The sequence below is a fragment of the Pseudomonas sp. RIT-To-2 genome, assembly GCF_029623465.1.
GTDB lineage: Bacteria > Pseudomonadota > Gammaproteobacteria > Pseudomonadales > Pseudomonadaceae > Aquipseudomonas > Aquipseudomonas silvicola.
Genome location: NZ_JAPYKM010000008.1, coordinates 84,606 through 101,445, shown reverse-complemented (window position 1 = coordinate 101,445; position 16,840 = coordinate 84,606). Strand labels below are relative to the sequence as shown.

General features: G+C 62.9%; 18 protein-coding genes. 11 read left to right on the top strand and 7 right to left on the bottom strand.

Features of this window, described 5'->3' with window-relative positions; translation table 11 throughout:
• Positions 1–52 precede the first annotated feature (52 nt).
• The 7 genes from rfbB to QBK88_RS09650 are packed head-to-tail and all read left to right on the top strand — an operon-like array spanning position 53 to position 7,117.
• Positions 53–1,135, top strand: coding sequence for a dTDP-glucose 4,6-dehydratase (gene rfbB, locus QBK88_RS09680; protein WP_277961884.1), 1,083 nt, complete (start codon positions 53–55; stop codon positions 1,133–1,135).
• The gene (rfbA, locus tag QBK88_RS09675; protein ID WP_268146222.1) at positions 1,132–2,007 is read left to right on the top strand and encodes a glucose-1-phosphate thymidylyltransferase RfbA; all 876 of its coding nucleotides are present in this window, start codon (positions 1,132–1,134) and stop codon (positions 2,005–2,007) included. Before rfbB ends, rfbA begins: the two co-directional genes overlap by 4 nt.
• Positions 2,004–2,549 carry a dTDP-4-dehydrorhamnose 3,5-epimerase gene (gene rfbC, locus QBK88_RS09670; protein WP_268146224.1) on the top strand — a complete coding sequence of 182 codons (546 nt, stop codon included), beginning with the start codon at positions 2,004–2,006 and terminating at the stop codon, positions 2,547–2,549. Before rfbA ends, rfbC begins: the two co-directional genes overlap by 4 nt.
• The gene (rfbD, locus tag QBK88_RS09665; protein ID WP_268146226.1) at positions 2,546–3,421 is read left to right on the top strand and encodes a dTDP-4-dehydrorhamnose reductase; all 876 of its coding nucleotides are present in this window, start codon (positions 2,546–2,548) and stop codon (positions 3,419–3,421) included. Before rfbC ends, rfbD begins: the two co-directional genes overlap by 4 nt.
• Positions 3,422–3,463: 42 nt before the next feature.
• A complete protein-coding gene (locus QBK88_RS09660) occupies positions 3,464–5,272 on the top strand; it encodes a sensor histidine kinase (RefSeq protein WP_268146229.1) in 1,809 nt (602 codons plus the stop codon).
• Positions 5,269–6,657: a sigma-54-dependent transcriptional regulator gene (locus QBK88_RS09655; RefSeq protein WP_268146231.1), complete on the top strand. Its 1,389-nt coding sequence runs from the start codon at positions 5,269–5,271 to the stop codon at positions 6,655–6,657. Before QBK88_RS09660 ends, QBK88_RS09655 begins: the two co-directional genes overlap by 4 nt.
• 4 nt (positions 6,658–6,661) lie before the next feature.
• The gene (locus QBK88_RS09650) at positions 6,662–7,117 is read left to right on the top strand and encodes a YiiD C-terminal domain-containing protein (RefSeq protein WP_277961883.1); all 456 of its coding nucleotides are present in this window, start codon (positions 6,662–6,664) and stop codon (positions 7,115–7,117) included.
• Positions 7,118–7,202: 85 nt separating this feature from the next.
• On the opposite strand, the gene cysQ is transcribed toward QBK88_RS09650, so the two are convergent.
• Both cysQ and nudE read right to left on the bottom strand, forming a co-directional pair.
• A complete protein-coding gene (gene cysQ, locus QBK88_RS09645; RefSeq protein ID WP_268146235.1) occupies positions 7,203–8,030 on the bottom strand; it encodes a 3'(2'),5'-bisphosphate nucleotidase CysQ in 828 nt (275 codons plus the stop codon).
• Entirely contained in the window at positions 8,027–8,593 is a 567-nt protein-coding gene (gene nudE / locus QBK88_RS09640; protein WP_277961882.1) for an ADP compounds hydrolase NudE, read from the bottom strand. The genes cysQ and nudE overlap by 4 nt, the downstream gene beginning before the upstream one ends.
• A 91-nt stretch (positions 8,594–8,684) precedes the next feature.
• Here nudE and yrfG point away from each other — a divergent pair, with 91 nt between their 5' ends.
• The 3 genes from yrfG to QBK88_RS09625 all read left to right on the top strand — a co-directional run bounded on the left by yrfG (position 8,685) and on the right by QBK88_RS09625 (position 10,954).
• Positions 8,685–9,347, top strand: a complete 663-nt coding sequence (yrfG, locus tag QBK88_RS09635; protein ID WP_277961881.1) for a GMP/IMP nucleotidase — start codon at positions 8,685–8,687, stop codon at positions 9,345–9,347.
• A gap of 98 nt (positions 9,348–9,445) precedes the next feature.
• Positions 9,446–10,264 carry a formate dehydrogenase accessory sulfurtransferase FdhD gene (gene fdhD, locus QBK88_RS09630; RefSeq protein ID WP_277961880.1) on the top strand — a complete coding sequence of 273 codons (819 nt, stop codon included), beginning with the start codon at positions 9,446–9,448 and terminating at the stop codon, positions 10,262–10,264.
• 222 nt (positions 10,265–10,486) lie between these two features.
• On the top strand, positions 10,487–10,954 hold the full coding sequence (locus QBK88_RS09625; protein ID WP_277961879.1) for a glycine zipper domain-containing protein: 468 nt from the start codon (positions 10,487–10,489) through the stop codon (positions 10,952–10,954).
• Between the two features lie 35 nt (positions 10,955–10,989).
• Here QBK88_RS09625 and QBK88_RS09620 read toward each other — a convergent pair whose 3' ends face one another.
• From QBK88_RS09620 to hslO, 4 genes are all read right to left on the bottom strand, one after another.
• On the bottom strand, positions 10,990–11,418 hold the full coding sequence (locus tag QBK88_RS09620) for an acyl-CoA thioesterase (RefSeq protein WP_277961878.1): 429 nt from the start codon (positions 11,416–11,418) through the stop codon (positions 10,990–10,992).
• On the bottom strand, positions 11,415–12,650 hold the full coding sequence (locus QBK88_RS09615; RefSeq protein WP_277961877.1) for a 3-hydroxyacyl-CoA dehydrogenase: 1,236 nt from the start codon (positions 12,648–12,650) through the stop codon (positions 11,415–11,417). Before QBK88_RS09615 ends, QBK88_RS09620 begins: the two co-directional genes overlap by 4 nt.
• Positions 12,651–12,827: 177 nt before the next feature.
• Positions 12,828–14,372, bottom strand: a complete 1,545-nt coding sequence (locus QBK88_RS09610) for a phosphoenolpyruvate carboxykinase (protein ID WP_277961876.1) — start codon at positions 14,370–14,372, stop codon at positions 12,828–12,830.
• Positions 14,373–14,551: 179 nt separating this feature from the next.
• The gene (hslO, locus tag QBK88_RS09605) at positions 14,552–15,454 is read right to left on the bottom strand and encodes an Hsp33 family molecular chaperone HslO (protein ID WP_268146250.1); all 903 of its coding nucleotides are present in this window, start codon (positions 15,452–15,454) and stop codon (positions 14,552–14,554) included.
• A gap of 110 nt (positions 15,455–15,564) precedes the next feature.
• On the opposite strand from hslO, the gene QBK88_RS09600 reads away from it, so the two are divergent.
• Positions 15,565–16,362 (top strand): phosphatase PAP2 family protein, encoded by a 798-nt coding sequence (locus QBK88_RS09600; protein WP_268146252.1) that lies wholly within the window; start codon positions 15,565–15,567, stop codon positions 16,360–16,362.
• On the opposite strand, the gene QBK88_RS09595 is transcribed toward QBK88_RS09600, so the two are convergent.
• Positions 16,359–16,757, bottom strand: a complete 399-nt coding sequence (locus QBK88_RS09595; RefSeq protein ID WP_268146254.1) for an RNA-binding S4 domain-containing protein — start codon at positions 16,755–16,757, stop codon at positions 16,359–16,361. The two genes, QBK88_RS09600 and QBK88_RS09595, sit on opposite strands and share 4 nt — an antisense overlap.
• Positions 16,758–16,840 lie beyond the last annotated feature (83 nt).

The following is a 16,840-nucleotide window of genomic DNA, read 5'->3' as shown; positions in this document are numbered from 1 at the left end:
CAAGCTATGCTCCAACCGCTCACTGTCAGTTTATGGAAGAAGGCAAATCGACATGCGAATCCTGATCACCGGAGGTGCCGGCTTCATTGGCTCGGCCCTCGTTCGCCATCTGATTGAAAATACCGAGCATGAGGTGCTTAACCTCGACAAGCTGACCTACGCGGGCAATCTTGAGTCCCTGACCAGCATTGCCAGCAACAGCCGTTACGAATTTGTCCAGGCCGACATCGTCGACCAGGCCACGGTGAGCGCCGTACTGGCCCGTTTCGAGCCCCATGCCATCATGCACCTGGCGGCCGAGTCCCATGTGGACCGCTCCATCGATGGCCCGTCGGACTTCATCCAGACCAACATCGTTGGCACCTACAGCCTGCTGGAGGCCACGCGCGCCTACTGGGCCAAGCTGCCCGCGGCGGAAAAGGAAGCCTTCCGCTTCCACCACATTTCCACCGACGAAGTGTATGGCGACCTGCACGGCGTGGACGATCTGTTCACCGAAACCACCCCGTACGCTCCCAGCTCGCCCTACTCGGCCAGCAAGGCGGCCTCCGACCACCTGGTCCGCGCCTGGCAGCGTACCTACGGGCTGCCGGTGCTGATCACCAACTGCTCGAACAACTACGGGCCGTTCCACTTCCCGGAAAAGCTAATCCCGCTGGTGATCCTCAATGCCCTGAAAGGCAAGCCGCTGCCGGTGTATGGCGACGGCAAGCAGGTGCGCGACTGGCTGTTCGTGGAAGACCACGCCCGCGCCCTGTTCAAGGTAGTGACCGAAGGCAAGGTGGGCGAGACCTACAACATCGGCGGCCACAACGAGCAGCAGAACATCGAAGTGGTGCGCAGCATCTGCAGCCTGCTGGACGAGCTCGCGCCCCAGCACCCGGCTGGCATCAGCCAGTACGCCGACCTGATCACTTTCGTCAAGGACCGCCCGGGCCACGACCTGCGCTACGCCATCGACGCCAGCAAGATCGAACGTGAACTGGGCTGGGTACCGGCGGAAACCTTCCAGAGCGGCCTGCGCAAGACCGTTCAGTGGTACCTGGACAACCAGGAGTGGTGTGGCCGCGTACAAGACGGCAGTTATCAGGGCGAACGCCTGGGCAATAGCGAACCAAAGGATCTGATTGCATGAGCAAGGGCATTGTACTGGCCGGCGGTTCCGGCACCCGTCTGCACCCCATCACCCTGGGTGTTTCCAAGCAGCTGCTGCCTATCTACGACAAGCCGATGATCTACTACCCGATCTCGGTGCTGATGCTGGCGGGCATCCGTGAAATCCTGCTGATCTCCACCCCGGCCGACCTGCCTCAGTACCGTCAGCTGCTGGGCGACGGCAGCCAGTTCGGGGTCAACATCAGCTATGCCGAGCAGCCTTCCCCGGACGGCCTGGCCCAGGCGTTCCTGATCGGCGAGGAGTTCATCGGCGACGACCCGGTGTGCCTGATCCTGGGCGACAACATCTTCCACGGCCAGCACTTCAGCGAACAGCTGCAACGTGCCGCCAGCCAGCCCAAGGGCGCCACCGTGTTCGGCTACTGGGTCAAAGACCCGGAGCGCTTCGGCGTGATCGACTTCGACGAGGACGGCAAGGCCCTGTCCATCGAAGAGAAACCCACCGAGCCCAAGTCCAGCTACGCGGTCACCGGCCTGTATTTCTACGACAATGACGTGGTGAAGATCGCCAGGGACGTCAAGCCATCGCCACGCGGCGAGTACGAAATCACCGACGTCAACAACGCCTACCTGGAGCGCGGCGACCTGCGCGTCGAACGTTTCGGCCGCGGTTTCGCCTGGCTCGATACCGGCACCCATGACAGCCTGATCGAAGCCTCCCAGTACGTGCAGACCATCGAGCACCGTCAGGGCCTGAAAGTCGCCTGCCTGGAAGAGATCGCCTACCAGAACGGCTGGATCGACCGTGAACAACTGCTGGTGCGCGCCAAGGCGTTCGGCAAGACAGGCTATGGCCAGTACCTGTTCAGTATCGCGGGGGAAACCAGATGAATGTGATCGCCAGCGAACTACCCGAAGTGCTCATCATCGAGCCCAAGGTATTTGGTGACGAACGTGGCTTCTTCTACGAGAGCTTCAACGCCAAGGCTTTCGAACAGGCTACCGGCATCACCGACGCCTTCGTTCAGGACAACCATTCACGCTCGCAGAAAGGCGTGCTGCGCGGCCTGCACTACCAGATCGAAAATGCCCAGGGCAAGCTGGTGCGCGTGACCGCTGGCGAAGTCCTGGACATCGCCGTCGATATCCGCCGCAGCTCGCCAACGTTCGGCAAGTGGGTAGGCGTGCGTCTGAGCGCGCAGAACAACCGTCAATTGTGGGTGCCAAAGGGCTTTGCCCATGGCTTTGTGGTGCTCAGCGACTATGCTGAGTTCCTGTACAAGACCACCGACTACTACACCCCTTCCGCCGAGCGCTGCATCCGCTGGGACGACGCGACACTGAACATCAACTGGGAGCTGCAGGATGCGCCCCAGTTGTCGGCGAAGGATCAACAAGGCAAATCTCTAGAAGAGGCTGACCTGTTCCCATGAGCCAGAAGATCCTCATCAGCGGCCAGTTCGGCCAGGTGTCGCGCGAACTGCAGCAACGCCTTGGCCAGCTTGGCGAGCTGCATGTGCTGGGCCGCGACCAGTTGGACCTGGCGCAGCCCGAGGGCATCCGCGAGGTGGTGCGCACGCTGCGCCCCACCCTGATCATCAACGCCGCCGCGCACACGGCGGTGGACCAGGCGGAAACCGAGGAAGACCTGGCATTTGCCATCAACGCGACGGCCCCCGGCATCTTTGCCGAGGAAGCCGCCGCGCTGGACATTCCCCTGATCCACTACTCCACCGACTACGTGTTCGACGGCCGCAAGGAAGGCGCCTACAACGAGGATGACGAAACCAACCCGCTGGGCGTCTATGGGCGCAGCAAGCTGGAAGGTGAGAAAGCCATTCGTTTCGTCGGTGGCAAGCACCTGATCCTGCGCACCAGCTGGGTGTATTCCCTGCACGGGCGCAACTTTCTGCTGACCATGCAGCGCCTGCTGCAGGAAAAGCCCGAGTTGCGCGTGGTGGCTGACCAGATCGGCGCGCCCACCTGGGCTGGCACCATCGCCGGTACCACCCAGGCACTCGTCGAACACTGGCTCAACGGCCAGGGCGGCCCATGGGGCACCTACCACCTGACCGCCAAGGGTGAAACCTCGTGGTTCGGCTTTGCCCAGGAAATCGGCAAGCACCTGCTGGCCCAGGACAAGCCCTGCGCCACGCTGGAGCCTATCCCTTCCAGCGCCTACCCCACCCCGGCCGTTCGCCCGCTGAACTCGCGCCTGGATTGCAGCCGCCTGGAACAGCAGTGGAACGTGCAACTGCCGAACTGGCGTGAAGCGTTGATCGAGTGCCTGGCACCCCTGGCATGACGCATAATGCGCCGGATACTCTCCGGCGCATTGGCTTCCTACATGACCCCCCCACTTCCCCGCCGCCCTCGCTGGCGTAGCCTTGCCTTGCTGGCCCTGTGCCTGGCGCCGCTGCTGTGGCCGTTGCAGCACCTGGCCGAGCGCTACTACCGCAGTGAGCTGGTCAGCCAGAACCGCCAGACCCTCGACCTGTACGTGGCCAACCTGCTGGGCACGCTGCACCGCTATGAGACCTTGCCGCAAATTCTTGGTGACCTGCCCGCGCTGCGCAGCACGCTGCAATCACCCAGCGACCCGCAGGTAGTGGACCACGCCAACCGTCTGCTCAAGGACATCTGCGAGCAGACCGGCGCCGAAGTCATGTACCTGCTCGACCCCAGCGGCAATACCCTGGCTGCATCCAATTGGCAGGCCAAGGACAGCTTCGTGGGCCGCAACTTCGCCTTCCGGCCCTATTACAGCGATGCCATCGCCGGCCGCGTAGGGCGCTTCTTCGGCATGGGCACCACCTCGGGCAAGCGCGGTTACTTCTTCGCCGCCGCCGTGCACGAAGGCGCCAAGGTAGTCGGCGCGCTGGTGGTCAAGGTCGACCTGGACCACACCGAGACCCTGTGGGGCAAAACCCCGGAACAACTGGTGCTCACCGACCAGCATGGCGTGGTGATCCTGACATCGCGCCCTGAATGGCGTTTCCGCGCTACCCGGCCACTGACCGACGAAGAACACCAGGCCATCGCCTCGATCCAGCCCTACCCCACCCAAGCCCCTCAACCCCTGAGCCTCGACGAAAAAGCCTGGCTGATGCAGACCCACCCCATCGCCGAAACCGGGTGGAACGCCAGCATCCTTGCGCCTCGCGCGTTGATCGACCGCCCGGTGCGCACGGTAGTGGCGATCGGGGGTGCTGCCTTGCTGGTGGTGATGCTGCTACTGGGCCTGATGATGCAACGGCGGCGCAATTACCTGGACCGTATCGCCTTCGAGGCCAAGGCCCGTCGTGAGCTGGAAATGCGCGTAATGGAGCGCACCAGCGATCTGGAGGCGCTCAACAGCCGCCTCAAACAGGAAGTACTGGAACGCGAGCAGGCTCAGCAGGAGCTGGTGCGGGTGCAGGACGAAGTGGTGCAGGCGGGCAAGCTGTCGGTGCTCGGCACCATGTCGGCGAGTATCAGCCACGAACTCAACCAGCCACTGGCCGCTATCCGCAGCTATGCAGAGAACGCCGAGGTACTGCTCGACCACCAACGCACCGATGACGCGCGGGGCAACCTCAAGCTGATCGGCGAACTGACCGGGCGCATGGCGTCCATCATCGCCCACCTGCGCGCCTTCGCTCGCCGCGACCGCCACGCCCTGGAAAGCGTTGCCTTGCAGCCCGCCCTGGATGATGCCCTGGCGCTGCTGGCCAAACGTCGCCGGGCCATGGCGGTGGAGCTGTTCCGTGATCTGCCGGATGCCCCCCTGTGGGTGCAGGCCGGGGAAACCCGCCTGCGTCAGGTGCTGAGCAACCTGCTGGCCAACGCCCTTGATGCCTTGACCGAAAAGGCCAACCCGCGTTGCCTGTGGATAAGCGCCGAACAGACGGCCGACGGCGTCGAGTTGCTGATCCGCGACAACGGTCCCGGCTTCACCCGCGAATCCCTGGCCCGTGCCCGCGAGCCCTTCTTCACCACCAAGACCCGTACCCAGGGCCTTGGCCTGGGACTGGCGATCTGCGATACCCTGATGCGCGCCCTCGGCGGCGAGCTGGTATTGGCCAACCACCCGCAAGGCGGCGCACAGCTGACCGTGCGCCTGCGTAGCGCGCCACCGGGCGTCAACCTTCAACCGCCAGAGGATCCCTCCGCATGACCACGGTTTCCGCCATCGACAGCCAGACACAGGTAGTACTGATCGATGACGACCCTCACCTGCGTCAGGCCCTGAGCCAGACCCTGGACCTGGCCGGCCTGAAAATTCTGCCGCTGGGTGACGCCAATGGCCTGGCCGAGCGTATCGAACGCGACTGGCCTGGCGTGGTGGTCAGCGACATCCGCATGCCAGGGCTGGACGGCCTGGCGTTGCTGCAGCAACTGCATGCTCAGGACAGCGAGCTGCCGGTGTTGCTGATCACCGGCCACGGCGATGTGCCGTTGGCGGTGCAGGCCATGCGCGCTGGCGCCTACGACTTCCTGGAAAAACCCTTCGCCAGCGACGCGCTGCTGGACAGCGTGCGCCGTGCGCTGGCACTGCGCCGCCTGGTCCTGGACAACCGCAGCCTGCGCCTGGCGCTCAGTGACCGTCACGAGTTGAGCGCACGGCTGGTGGGCCAGTCGCCGTCGATCCTGCGCCTGCGCCAGCAGATCGGAGCCTTGGCCGCGACCAAGGCCGACGTGCTGATCCTGGGTGAAACCGGCGCCGGCAAAGAAGTAGTGGCCCGGGCGCTGCATGACCTCTCCAGCCGCCGCAACGGCCCCTTCGTGGCCATCAACGCCGGGGCACTGGCCGAGTCGGTGGTGGAAAGCGAGCTGTTCGGCCACGAGCCAGGGGCCTTCACCGGGGCGCAGAAGCGCCGTATCGGCAAGTTCGAATTTGCCAACGGCGGCACGCTGTTTCTCGATGAGATCGAAAGCATGAGCCTGGACGTACAGGTCAAGCTGCTGCGCCTGCTGCAAGAGCGCGTGGTCGAGCGCCTGGGCGGCAACCAGCTGATCCCGCTGGATATCCGCATTATCGCCGCCACCAAGGAAGACCTGCGCCAGGCCGCCGACCAGGGCCGTTTCCGTGCCGACCTCTACTACCGCCTGAACGTCGCCTCGCTGCGCATTCCGCCGCTGCGCGAACGTGGTGAGGATGCCCTGATTCTGTTCGAGCATTTCGCCACTGCCGCCAGCGACCGCCACGGCCTGCTGCCCAACCAGCTGCAACCCGGGGAACGCGCCATGCTGATGCGCCACGGCTGGCCCGGCAACGTGCGTGAACTGCAGAACGCCGCCGAGCGGTTCGCCCTGGGCCTTGACCTGGAGCTTGAGAGCCACGTCACGGCATCACATCAGCCGGCCCCCGTGCCCATGACCGGCAGCCTGAGCGAACAGGTGGAAAGCTTCGAGCGTGCATTGATTGCCGCGGAAATGGCCAGGCACCACAACTCCATGCGCAGCCTGGCCGAAGCACTGGGCATCCCGCGCAAGACCCTGCACGATAAACTGCGCAAACACGGCCTGACCTTTGCCGCCGCCGACGAGGGAGATGCCTGAGACCATGAACCAGGATTGCATTGAATTGCAGGCCATCCTGCACCACGACATCCCCCTGACCCGCGACATGGGCCTGACAGTGCGCGGCTGGCAGGGCAGCGCCTTGCGCCTGCATTTACCCCTGGCACCCAACGTCAACCACAAGAGCACCATGTTTGGTGGCAGCCTGTATTGCGGTGCCGTGCTGGCGGGCTGGGGCTGGTTGCACCTGCGCTTGCGCGAGGCGGGCGTCGAGGGCGGGCATATCGTGATTCAGGAAGGGCAGATCAGCTATCCGTTGCCGGTCACCGGGGATGCCGAGGCGGTATGCGAGGCGCCGGATGAGAAGACCTGGAAGCGCTTCGTGGCGATGTGGCAGCGGTATGGGCGGGCGCGGCTGGAGCTCAGGAGCTACCTGGTGAACCAGGGAAGCAGTGAGCAGGCTGTTACGTTCACGGGCCAGTACGTTCTGCACCGGTAGCGGTGCGCCGTTCCCACAGGGCCGCATGAGCCTTGTGGAACCCTTGCAGGACCGGGCGAAGCGCGGGAAAACGGCGACGCCGTACTCAGACCCTGGCCAACCGCAACAAGGTCTCACGCCAAGCCGCCTGGGCCGGCAACGCCAGGAAAAAGGTATTGAGCAACGACTCCCGTGCCGGGTAAGTAAACGCCTGCCCCTCGATATCCAGGACTTCACCGCCAGCACCCTCCAGCACCCCTTGGGCGGCCGCGGTATCCCATTGCGAGGTGGGCGCCAGCCGCGGGTAGCAATCAGCCGCCCCCTCAGCCAGCAAGCAGAACTTCAACGAGCTGCCAACGCTGGCAAGTGCCAGTTTCCCCTGGCTATCGGCCAACCCAGCCAGCAAACGCTCCTGCTCCGGGCTGGAATGCCGGCGGCTGGCCACCACTGTAAACGCTTCACCTGCTGGCGGCTGGTTGCGTACCCGAATTTCTTCCGGCGCCTGGCCGGCCCTGGCACGCCAGGCCCCCAACCCCGCGCCACCGTAGTAGCAGCAACCATCGGTAGGCGTGGATACCACCCCGAACACCACGCGGCCCTGGTCGATCAGGGCGATGTTGACGGTGAACTCTTCACTGCCGGAAATGAACTCCTTGGTGCCGTCCAGCGGGTCTACCAGCCACCAGCGGGTCCAGCGCTGGCGCTCGGCCAGGGAGATACCGCAGTCCTCTTCCGACAGAATCGGGATGGTGGCATCCAGCGCCTGCAGGCCCGCGACAATAACGTGGTGCGCGGCCAGGTCGGCGGCAGTCACGGGCGAATCGTCCGCCTTGGAGGTCACCGCCACATCGGCGCGCCAGAACGGCAGGATGGCCTCGCCAGCCTTGTGTGCCAGTTCGATCACGCCCGGCAGCAACGGGTGGGGAAAGGTCATAGGGTAAATGCTCCACGCTGGATCAGCAGGTCACGGGCCAGGTACAGGGCGGCAAGCGCCCGGCCCTCGGAAAATTGCGGGTGGGTGGCCAGGGCCGCCAGCTCGCGCAGGTTGACCTTGTCCAGCCCCATGGGCTCGGGCTCGTCACCTTCCAGGCGCTCTTCGTAGAGGTCGGTGGCCAGCACCACCTGGATCTTCTGGCTCATGTAGCCCGGTGACAACGACAGCTCGGTCAAGTGCTCCAACTGGTGGGCACCGAAACCGGCTTCCTCTTTCAGCTCCCGGTTCGCCGCGGCCAGCACGTCTTCGCCGGGTTCGATCAAACCCTTGGGCAAGGACAGCTCATAGGCATCGGTGCCGCCGCAATACTCTTCGATCAGCACCGCGTGTTCGGCGTCGAGCATGGCCACGATCATCACTGCGCCGTAACCGTTACCGCGCCCCACCAACCGCTCATAGGTGCGCTCCACGCCGTTGGAAAAGCGCAGTTGCACCTCCTCGACCCGGAACAGACGGCTATTGGCTACAATTTCGCGGGCAAGAACGGTGGGTTTCTGGCGCATGGGGCGGCTCCTTGGCGTGAACGGGTTACTATACCGTGGCTTGGCGGCGCAAATGCCATTCTTGTCCACTTACAGCCTGAGAATCTTTGGTATGCAAGCCATAACCTGGCGCGATATAGACACAGTCCTGCTGGACATGGACGGCACCCTGCTGGACCTGCATTACGACAACCATTTCTGGCTGGAGCACCTGCCCCAGCGCTATGCCGAAACCCACGGCGTAAGCCGGGCGATGGCGGAAATGGAGATGCGGCCACTGTTCGAAAAGAACGCCGGCACACTGAACTGGTACTGCCTGGACTTCTGGAGCACCGAGCTGCGCCTGCCAATACGCGACCTGAAGCTGGAAACCGCGCACCTGATCGCCCTGCGCGCCCACGCCGACACCTTTCTGGCCGCCGTGCGCCAGGCCGGCAAGCGGGTGGTCCTGATCACCAATGCCCACCGTGACTCGCTGTCGGTGAAGCTTGAGCGTGTGGCGCTGGCGCCCTATTTCGAACGCTTGATCAGCTCCCATGACTATGGCTTTCCCAAGGAGAGCCAGAACTTCTGGAGCGCGCTGCAGGACGATATTGCCTTCGACCCGGCCCGCAGCCTGTTCATCGACGACACCCTGGCCATTCTGCGCAGTGCCCGTACCTTCGGCATCGCCCATCTTCTGGCCGTGCGCGAGCCCGATAGCCGCAAAGGACCCAAGGACACCGAAGAATTCAGCGCAGTGGACAGCTATCTGGAACTGCTCCAGGGGTTGTGACTGATCGAAGCGGTCTATGACGGCATCGGCACAGGCAACTGGACGGCATACCGGCCAGGGGCATAGGCTTGTGGCAATCTCCACGCCGGTACCGCGCCATGAATACGCCCGCCCTGGATCTTGCCGCGCCCGCGGCTAGCCAGACCTACAGCTACCAGAACCTGGACCAGGGCGACGAAGCCAGCACCGCGCTGGCCGAGGAAGTGGCGTTGGCCATTGCCTACAACGGCATCAGCCAGGCCGTGATGCTGGTCAGCCCCACTGACCTGGAAGACTTTATCGTCGGTTTCAGCATGGGCAGCGGCATCATCGCTTCGGCGGACGAGATCTATGACCTGAAACTCAGCGGCTGTGGCTCGGCCATGCAGGCTGAAGTGGAAATCTCCAGCCGTGCTTTCTGGAACCTCAAGGACCAGCGGCGCCAGTTGGCCGGCACCAGTGGCTGCGGGCTGTGTGGCGTGGAAGCGGTGGAGCAGGCCTTGCCAGAGCTGGACGTGTTGCCTGGCGCGCCGCTGCCGCCCATACAGTGGCTCGATGGCCTGCGCCAGCGTATCAGCCAGTTCCAGCCCCTCGGCCAGCATTGCGGCGCGGTACACGCGGCGGTGTTCATGGACGGGCAAGGCGAACTGCTGATGGGCCGCGAAGACATTGGCCGCCACAATGCCCTGGACAAGCTGATCGGCGGCCTTGTTCGCCAACAGATCAATACTCGGGGTGGGGTGGCGATCGTCACCAGCCGTTGCAGCCTGGAGTTGATCCAGAAGGTGCTGCGCGCCGGCATTCAGACCCTGGTCAGCCTGTCATCGCCCACGGGGTTGGCGCTGCAGTGGGCGCGGCGGCACAACTTGAACCTGATTCATCTTCCACAGAAAAACGGGCCGCGTGTGTACAGCGCTTCCACAGTGCTCGGGAGCTGATTTTCTTCAGCTTCTTCATGTGGAAAAAGCCTGCGAAAAAGGCCTTTTCATTGCTGAAAAGGCCTTCCCGAAGTACATCTGACCGAGCAAAACTCATAAAGTTTCATCTTGAAAACAATGAGTTATCGAATTGTGTACAAGTCGTGTTATTCGTCGGTTTTTCATTGTCAGCCATGTTACAGAGCCTCAGGATCGCGCCGTCATTCCACTGAGACTTTGTCTATGAAGTACACCTCGATTCTCTTGTTGTCCCTGAGCCTGGTCAGCGGCTTCGCGTCGGCTGGCGGCACTGCAGAAGCAGGTATCGGCGGCGCATTGGGTGGGGTACTGGGCGCAGCGGTCGGCCAGCAGCTGGGCGGCAGCACCGGCGCGGCCATCGGTGCCGGCCTGGGTGGTGCTGGCGGTGCTGCGGTAGGCGCCAACAAGCACAGCCGTGGCCAGGCAGCCATTGGCGGTGGCCTGGGCGCGGCAGGCGGCAACGTGCTTGGCCATAGCGTGGGCGGCAGCACCGGCGGCCTGATCGGCGCGGCAGCAGGGGGTGGCGCGGGTGGCGCGCTGGGTAACTACATGGGCAACGAAAGCAACCGTGAGGCGCATAGCCGCGGGCACTACGACGACCGTCGCAACTACCGCGGCCATGACCGTCGCCACTGGGACCACCGCGACCGTCGCGACTGGCACCGCCGTTAAGCCCTGAGGGGTCCCGGCCCTGCAGGGGTGGCGAATCAGAGTAGCCGCTGCAGGGCCTCGCGCAGGTTGGCCGGGATCGGCACCGGCTGGTTGCTGGCGCGGTCGACGAACACATGCACGAAGCGCCCCGCCGCACAGGCCTCGGCTTCATCGGCCTTGAACACCGCCAGCTCGTATTGCACCGAACTGTTGCCCAGCTTGCCCACCCGCAGGCCTATCTCGATGCGTTCGGGAAAGGCGATGGAAGCAAAGTAGTCGCACGATGAACTGACTACGAAACCCACTATTGCGCCGTCATGAATATCCAACCCACCCTTTTCGATCAGGTAGGTGTTCACCGCCGTGTCGAAGAAGCTGTAGTAGGTGACGTTGTTGACGTGGCCGTACACGTCGTTGTCGTGCCAGCGCGTGATGAGCGGCTGAAAGTGCCGGTAGTCCTCGCGCTGGGGCATTGCTTCGCTCATCCGTGGTTCACCTGTGCAAAAGTACCGCCCTCGCGGGCCAGGCGGCTGATCAGTTCAGCCGGCTGCCAATGCTCGCCGAAGCGCCCCTTGAATTCCAGCAGGCGTCGCTCGATCTCGGCCAACCCCTGCTTGTCGGCCCAGGCCATGGGGCCGCCACCTTCCTTGGGAAACCCGTAACCGTTGAGGTACACCAGGTCGATGTCGTGGGCCGACTGGGCGATGCCCTCCTGCAGGATCTTCGCCCCTTCGTTGACCAGGGCCAGCACACAGCGGTCGACGATCTCCTCGGCACCGATGGCGCGGCGGTCGTAGCCCATGCCATGGCTGACACCGACCACCAGGGCGTCGACCTCGTCGTCGTGCTCGGCCTGACGGCTGTCCTGTTCGTAGTGGTAATACCCGTCACCACTTTTCTGGCCGAAGCGGCCCATCTCGCAGAGGCGGTTGTCGACCTGCACCTCAGGTGCATCCATGCCTTTGCCCGACATTTGCCGCGTACGCCATTCCAGGTCGATGCCCACCACGTCGTACATGCGGAAAGGCCCCATGGCGAAGCCGAAGCCCTGCAACGCCGAGTCCACCTCAAACGGCAGCGAACCTTCCAGCAGCATCATCCGCGCCTCTTTGGCGTAAGGGTGCAACATGCGGTTGCCAATGAAGCCGTGGCAATTCCCGGACACCACACTGACCTTGCCCATGCGATCGCCCAGCGCCAGGCCTGCTTGCAACACTTCAGGGGAGGTCTTGGCGCCCCGCACCACTTCCAGCAGCTTCATGATGTGCGCGGGGCTGAAGAAATGCAGGCCCAGGACCTGTTCGGGACGGCTGGTGACCGCAGCGATGGCATCGATGTCCAGCGCCGAGGTGTTGCTGGCAAGGATGGCGCCGGGCTTGAGCAGCCGGTCCAGCTCGCGAAAGATCTGTTGCTTGAGTTCGAGGTTTTCGTACACGGCCTCGATCACCAGGTCCACGTCGAAAATCGCCGGGTAATCGGCAACCTTAACAATGCGCGCCAGGCGCCTGTCCGCCTCGGCCCGGTCGATTCGGCCTTGCTCGACATTGTGGGTCCAGGTATGCCCGACGGTTTCCAGCGCCTGGTTGAGCATCTGCGGATTGGTGTCCATCCATTTGACCTGGATGCCGGCAGCGGCCAGGCACATCACGATGCCCCGCCCCATGGTTCCGGCCCCGATCACGGCGGCGCGCTGAATGTCGTAGGTGCTTTGGCTCATGGCAGATCCTCTGATGAAGGTAGCTGGGCAATCCACAAACCATAGAACAGCGGGGGCGGGTTTTGAACTTTATTCGTGTGATGGGGGTTATTCAGGGGGTGAATCGGTACGGGGCGATAGCCTATCGAGCGCACAAAAAAACCGCCCCGGAGGGCGGTTTTTTTCAGACCACTGCTATTACAGCTGCGGACCGGCGTTACGGATGGCGTCGCTCACCTCGAACTTCTTGAAGTTCTCGATGAACAGCTTGGCCAGGCCCTTGGCGGCTTCGTCGTAGGCAGCGTGGTCAGCCCAGGTGTTGCGCGGGTTGAGCAGCACGGTGTCGACGCCTGGAACGGCTTTTGGCACGTCCAGGTTGATGGTGCCCAGGTGCTCGGTTTCCGCGCCAATCAGAGCACCGCTCTGAATGGCCGCGATCACGCCACGGGTGGTAGGGATGTTGAAGCGCTTGCCCACGCCGTAGCCACCACCGGTCCAGCCGGTGTTGACCAGGTACACCTTGGAGTTGAAGCCACGGATACGCTTGATCAGCAGTTCGGCGTACTCGCCAGCCGGGCGCGGGAAGAACGGCGCGCCGAAGCAGGTGGAGAAGGTCGACTTGATGCCGGCGCCCGAGCCCATTTCAGTGGAGCCCACCAGTGCGGTGTAGCCCGACAGGAAGTGATACGCGGCCTGCTCTTCGCTGAGGATGGACACTGGCGGCAGCACGCCGGTCAGGTCGCAGGTCAGGAAGATAACGGCATTGGGCTCGCCACCGAGGTTTTTCGGTGCGCGCTTTTCGATCAGCTCGCGCGGGTAAGCGGCGCGGCTGTTCTGGGTCAGGCTGTCGTCGGCGTAGTCGGCTTTCTTGGTGACCGGGTCCAGGACCACGTTCTCCAGAACCGCGCCGTGCTGGATGGCTTTCCAGATGACGGGCTCGTTCTTCTCGGACAGGTCGATGCACTTGGCGTAGCAGCCGCCTTCGATGTTGAAGACAACGCCTTCGCCCCAGCCGTGCTCGTCGTCGCCGATCAGGTAACGGCTTTCGTCAGCCGACAGGGTGGTCTTGCCGGTGCCCGACAAGCCGAAGAACAAGGTGACGTCGCCGTCTTCGCCCATGTTGGCCGCGCAGTGCATTGGCAGTACGTCAACAGCCGGCAGCAGGAAGTTCTGCACCGAGAACATGGCTTTCTTCATCTCGCCGGCGTAACGCATGCCAGCGATCAGTACTTTCTTGGCGGCAAAGTTGATGATCACAGTGCCGTCGGAGTTGGTGCCATCACGCTCTGGTTCGCACACGAACCAAGGGGCGTTCATGACTTGCCATTCCTGCTTGGCGCCCGGGTTGTAGCTTTCCGGGTTGATGAACAGGCAACGGCCGAACAGGTTGTGCCAGGCAGTCTCGGTGGTCATCTTGACGGCCAGGTAGTGCGCTTCGTCAGAGCCTACGTGAACGTGGGAGACAAAACGCTCGCGCTCGCCCAGGTAGGCGGCAACGCGGTCCCACAGGGCGTCGAACTTGTCGGCGGGGAACTTGCGGTTGATCGGGCCCCAGGCGATGGCGTCCTGGGTGGAGGCTTCTTCGACGATAAAGCGGTCAACCGGCGAACGACCGGTACGGTGACCTGTTTTCACGACCAGCGCGCCGGTATCGGCGAGCTCGCCTTCACCGCGCTTCAGGGCTTCTTGTACCAGCTCATCGATGCTCAGATCGGTGTACACGGTGTTATTAGCTTGCGTCATGAGGTTCCCCGTCGGCCAAGGGCCGAGTACTCCAAACGTTTTGTAGTAGAGACAAAAAAACTACTACAGCTCTAAAAGTGGGCCGGATTATGCCAGAAACGTCCAGAAAAAGTAGAGGCCTCCTGTCGAAACGGCGACAACCCGACGCTACTGGCATGATCCTGCTTAACTTAAACGTTTCAGTGACGGGTATCTGACGGGACCTCCAGACCCCCACCGGCGAACAGCTGGGTAACTTCAGTGCTATCAAAGAGATAGCGCTGGCTGCAGAACTGGCAATCGATCTCGATCACACCGCCACGTTCGGCCACCAATGCCTGGGCATCGGCTTCGCCAAGGCTGATCAGCGCACGGGAAGAGCGCTCTCGCGAGCAACTGCAATTGAAGCGCAGCGGTTGCACATCGAACAGGCGCACGGCCTGGTCATGGTAAAGGCGGTGCAACACGGTCTCGTTATCCAGCCCCAGCAGCTCTTCAGCGGTGAGGGTACCGGCCAGCACGGTTGCGTCCTGCCAGCTGGCTTCGCGCTCCTCGGCATCTTTCAGCTTGTCGGCCGGCAGTTGCTGCAACAGCATGCCGCGAGCACGGGAACCATTGGCGTGCAGCCAGAACCGCGTGCCCAACTGCTCGGAGACCTTGAAGTAGTTGGTGAAACACTCCGACAGGTCGGCGCCGTCCAATTCGACGATGCCCTGGTAGCGCTGACCCTTGTTTGGGTCTACGGTCATTGCCAGCACACCGTTGGGCATCAGGTCGGCCAGGGTCGCGCCCGCAGGAATGGCATCGGCTTCATAGCGCGCCAGGCCGCGGATATCGCGCTCGCTGGAGCACTCGATCATCAGCAACGGCACCGGGCCGTCGGAGCGAGCCTGAAGAATGAGCAGCCCGTCGAACTTCAGGGTGCCGACCAGCAATGCCGCGGCCGCCATGAACTCACCCAGCAGCTGGGCCACCGGTTCCGGGTAGGGGTGCTTGGCCAGTACTTCGGCGTAGCTGCGCTCAAGCGAGACCATCTCACCACGAATGTCGCATTCGTCGAAGATGAAACGTTGGGTGTAATCGGTATCCGGTGTGTCGTGCATAGGAGTCTGGGTATCTGATAATAGTGACAAGATGTTTACAAGGGCCTATAAAAGCCCGTTTTAGAGCACCAGCCTGGTGCGGATCGCTCTGTCTGACATAGAGGTATCTTATGAACAAACCCGCACTGTTCCAAGCAAGGTGGAACGTACGAGGGCTGCTGCTGTGTAATCTAGTACCGCTGGCGCTGATTGGGCTGTGGTTGCTGCCGTCCGGTCATGCGCTGTTCACGTCTTTCGACGAATGGCTGTTCCACCTGCTCAACCAGCCATTGGCGGACCACACCGTGTGGCGTTCGATATGGGCAGTGGCAAGCATGCGCCCGTTCGACATCATCGTCGGGTTGATCCTGCTGTCCCTGCTGATTCGCGGTGACTGGGTGATCGAGGCGATCCATGCGCGTCAGGCAACCATCGCCTTCGTGTCGATGCTGATACTGCTGCTGGTCATCCGGGCGGTGTTCGACAAGGTCTGCGATGCCATGGGTTGGCAACATCACAGCCCGTCGCTGGTACTGCCCGATGCCATCAAGCTGGGCGACCTGTACCCCAACATCAACCCGCACCTGGAACTCAAGGACGGCTCGAACCAGAGCTTCCCTGGCGACCACGCCTCGGTGTTGCTGATCTGGGGCATGTTCATGAGCATTTTCGCTCGCCGGTTCGGCCAGTATTTCGTGATCTGGGGGCTGGTGCTGCTGTTTTCAATGCCACGCCTGGTCGCTGGTGCCCATTGGGGCCAGGATGACTACATCGGTGGCGTGGCCATGGCCCTGCTGGCGCTGGGCTGGGGCTATTACACCCCGTTCGCCGCCTGCGTCTCGACCTGGTTGCTGCGCGTGACCCAGCCGCTGTTCAAAGTGTTGCAGCGTATTCCGCTGGTACGCTGCCTGAGCGTGGTCAGCGCTTAAGACTCGCTGTGGAACTGATGGAGCTGCCGACGCTGTTTCTTGGTCGGCCGCCCATCGGTGGTCACACCCAGCGACCCCGCCTTGCGCAACTGCGCTGCCTCTTCCCGCTTGGCCACGCTCTGTGGCGTTTCCTCATATAGCTGCTGTGCTTCGGGCGCCCCACGGCGCACTACCGACAGTGCCTTGACCACCACCGTGCGCTCGTCGAAGCCGGTGCGCAGCTGGAATTCATCCCCCACCCTGGGCTCTTTGCCCGGCTTGCAGCGCTCGCCCCGGCAATGCACCTTGCCGCTTTCTATGGCCGCCTTGGCCAGAGCACGCGTTTTGTAGAAACGCGCTGCCCACAGCCATTTGTCCAGACGAACCTTGTCGTCCTCTTCCTGTTTTTGTGCCACTGCGATACCTCAACTCAGGAATTTAATGGAACTGTACTACCGTGCCTGTCGGATGCAAGGTCGGACGCCCGACGGGTACAGTT

What these genes read in the sequence shown, in the direction of transcription:
- rfbB (WP_277961884.1), top strand. Translation starts at nt 53, where the DNA reads ATGCGAATCCTGATCACCGGAGGTGCCGGCTTCATTGGCTCGGCCCTC.
- rfbA (WP_268146222.1), top strand. Translation starts at nt 1,132, where the DNA reads ATGAGCAAGGGCATTGTACTGGCCGGCGGTTCCGGCACCCGTCTGCAC.
- rfbC (WP_268146224.1), top strand. Translation starts at nt 2,004, where the DNA reads ATGAATGTGATCGCCAGCGAACTACCCGAAGTGCTCATCATCGAGCCC.
- rfbD (WP_268146226.1), top strand. Translation starts at nt 2,546, where the DNA reads ATGAGCCAGAAGATCCTCATCAGCGGCCAGTTCGGCCAGGTGTCGCGC.
- QBK88_RS09660 (WP_268146229.1), top strand. Translation starts at nt 3,464, where the DNA reads ATGACCCCCCCACTTCCCCGCCGCCCTCGCTGGCGTAGCCTTGCCTTG.
- QBK88_RS09655 (WP_268146231.1), top strand. Translation starts at nt 5,269, where the DNA reads ATGACCACGGTTTCCGCCATCGACAGCCAGACACAGGTAGTACTGATC.
- QBK88_RS09650 (WP_277961883.1), top strand. Translation starts at nt 6,662, where the DNA reads ATGAACCAGGATTGCATTGAATTGCAGGCCATCCTGCACCACGACATC.
- cysQ (WP_268146235.1), bottom strand. Translation starts at nt 8,030, where the DNA reads ATGACCTTTCCCCACCCGTTGCTGCCGGGCGTGATCGAACTGGCACAC.
- nudE (WP_277961882.1), bottom strand. Translation starts at nt 8,593, where the DNA reads ATGCGCCAGAAACCCACCGTTCTTGCCCGCGAAATTGTAGCCAATAGC.
- yrfG (WP_277961881.1), top strand. Translation starts at nt 8,685, where the DNA reads ATGCAAGCCATAACCTGGCGCGATATAGACACAGTCCTGCTGGACATG.
- fdhD (WP_277961880.1), top strand. Translation starts at nt 9,446, where the DNA reads ATGAATACGCCCGCCCTGGATCTTGCCGCGCCCGCGGCTAGCCAGACC.
- QBK88_RS09625 (WP_277961879.1), top strand. Translation starts at nt 10,487, where the DNA reads ATGAAGTACACCTCGATTCTCTTGTTGTCCCTGAGCCTGGTCAGCGGC.
- QBK88_RS09620 (WP_277961878.1), bottom strand. Translation starts at nt 11,418, where the DNA reads ATGAGCGAAGCAATGCCCCAGCGCGAGGACTACCGGCACTTTCAGCCG.
- QBK88_RS09615 (WP_277961877.1), bottom strand. Translation starts at nt 12,650, where the DNA reads ATGAGCCAAAGCACCTACGACATTCAGCGCGCCGCCGTGATCGGGGCC.
- QBK88_RS09610 (WP_277961876.1), bottom strand. Translation starts at nt 14,372, where the DNA reads ATGACGCAAGCTAATAACACCGTGTACACCGATCTGAGCATCGATGAG.
- hslO (WP_268146250.1), bottom strand. Translation starts at nt 15,454, where the DNA reads ATGCACGACACACCGGATACCGATTACACCCAACGTTTCATCTTCGAC.
- QBK88_RS09600 (WP_268146252.1), top strand. Translation starts at nt 15,565, where the DNA reads ATGAACAAACCCGCACTGTTCCAAGCAAGGTGGAACGTACGAGGGCTG.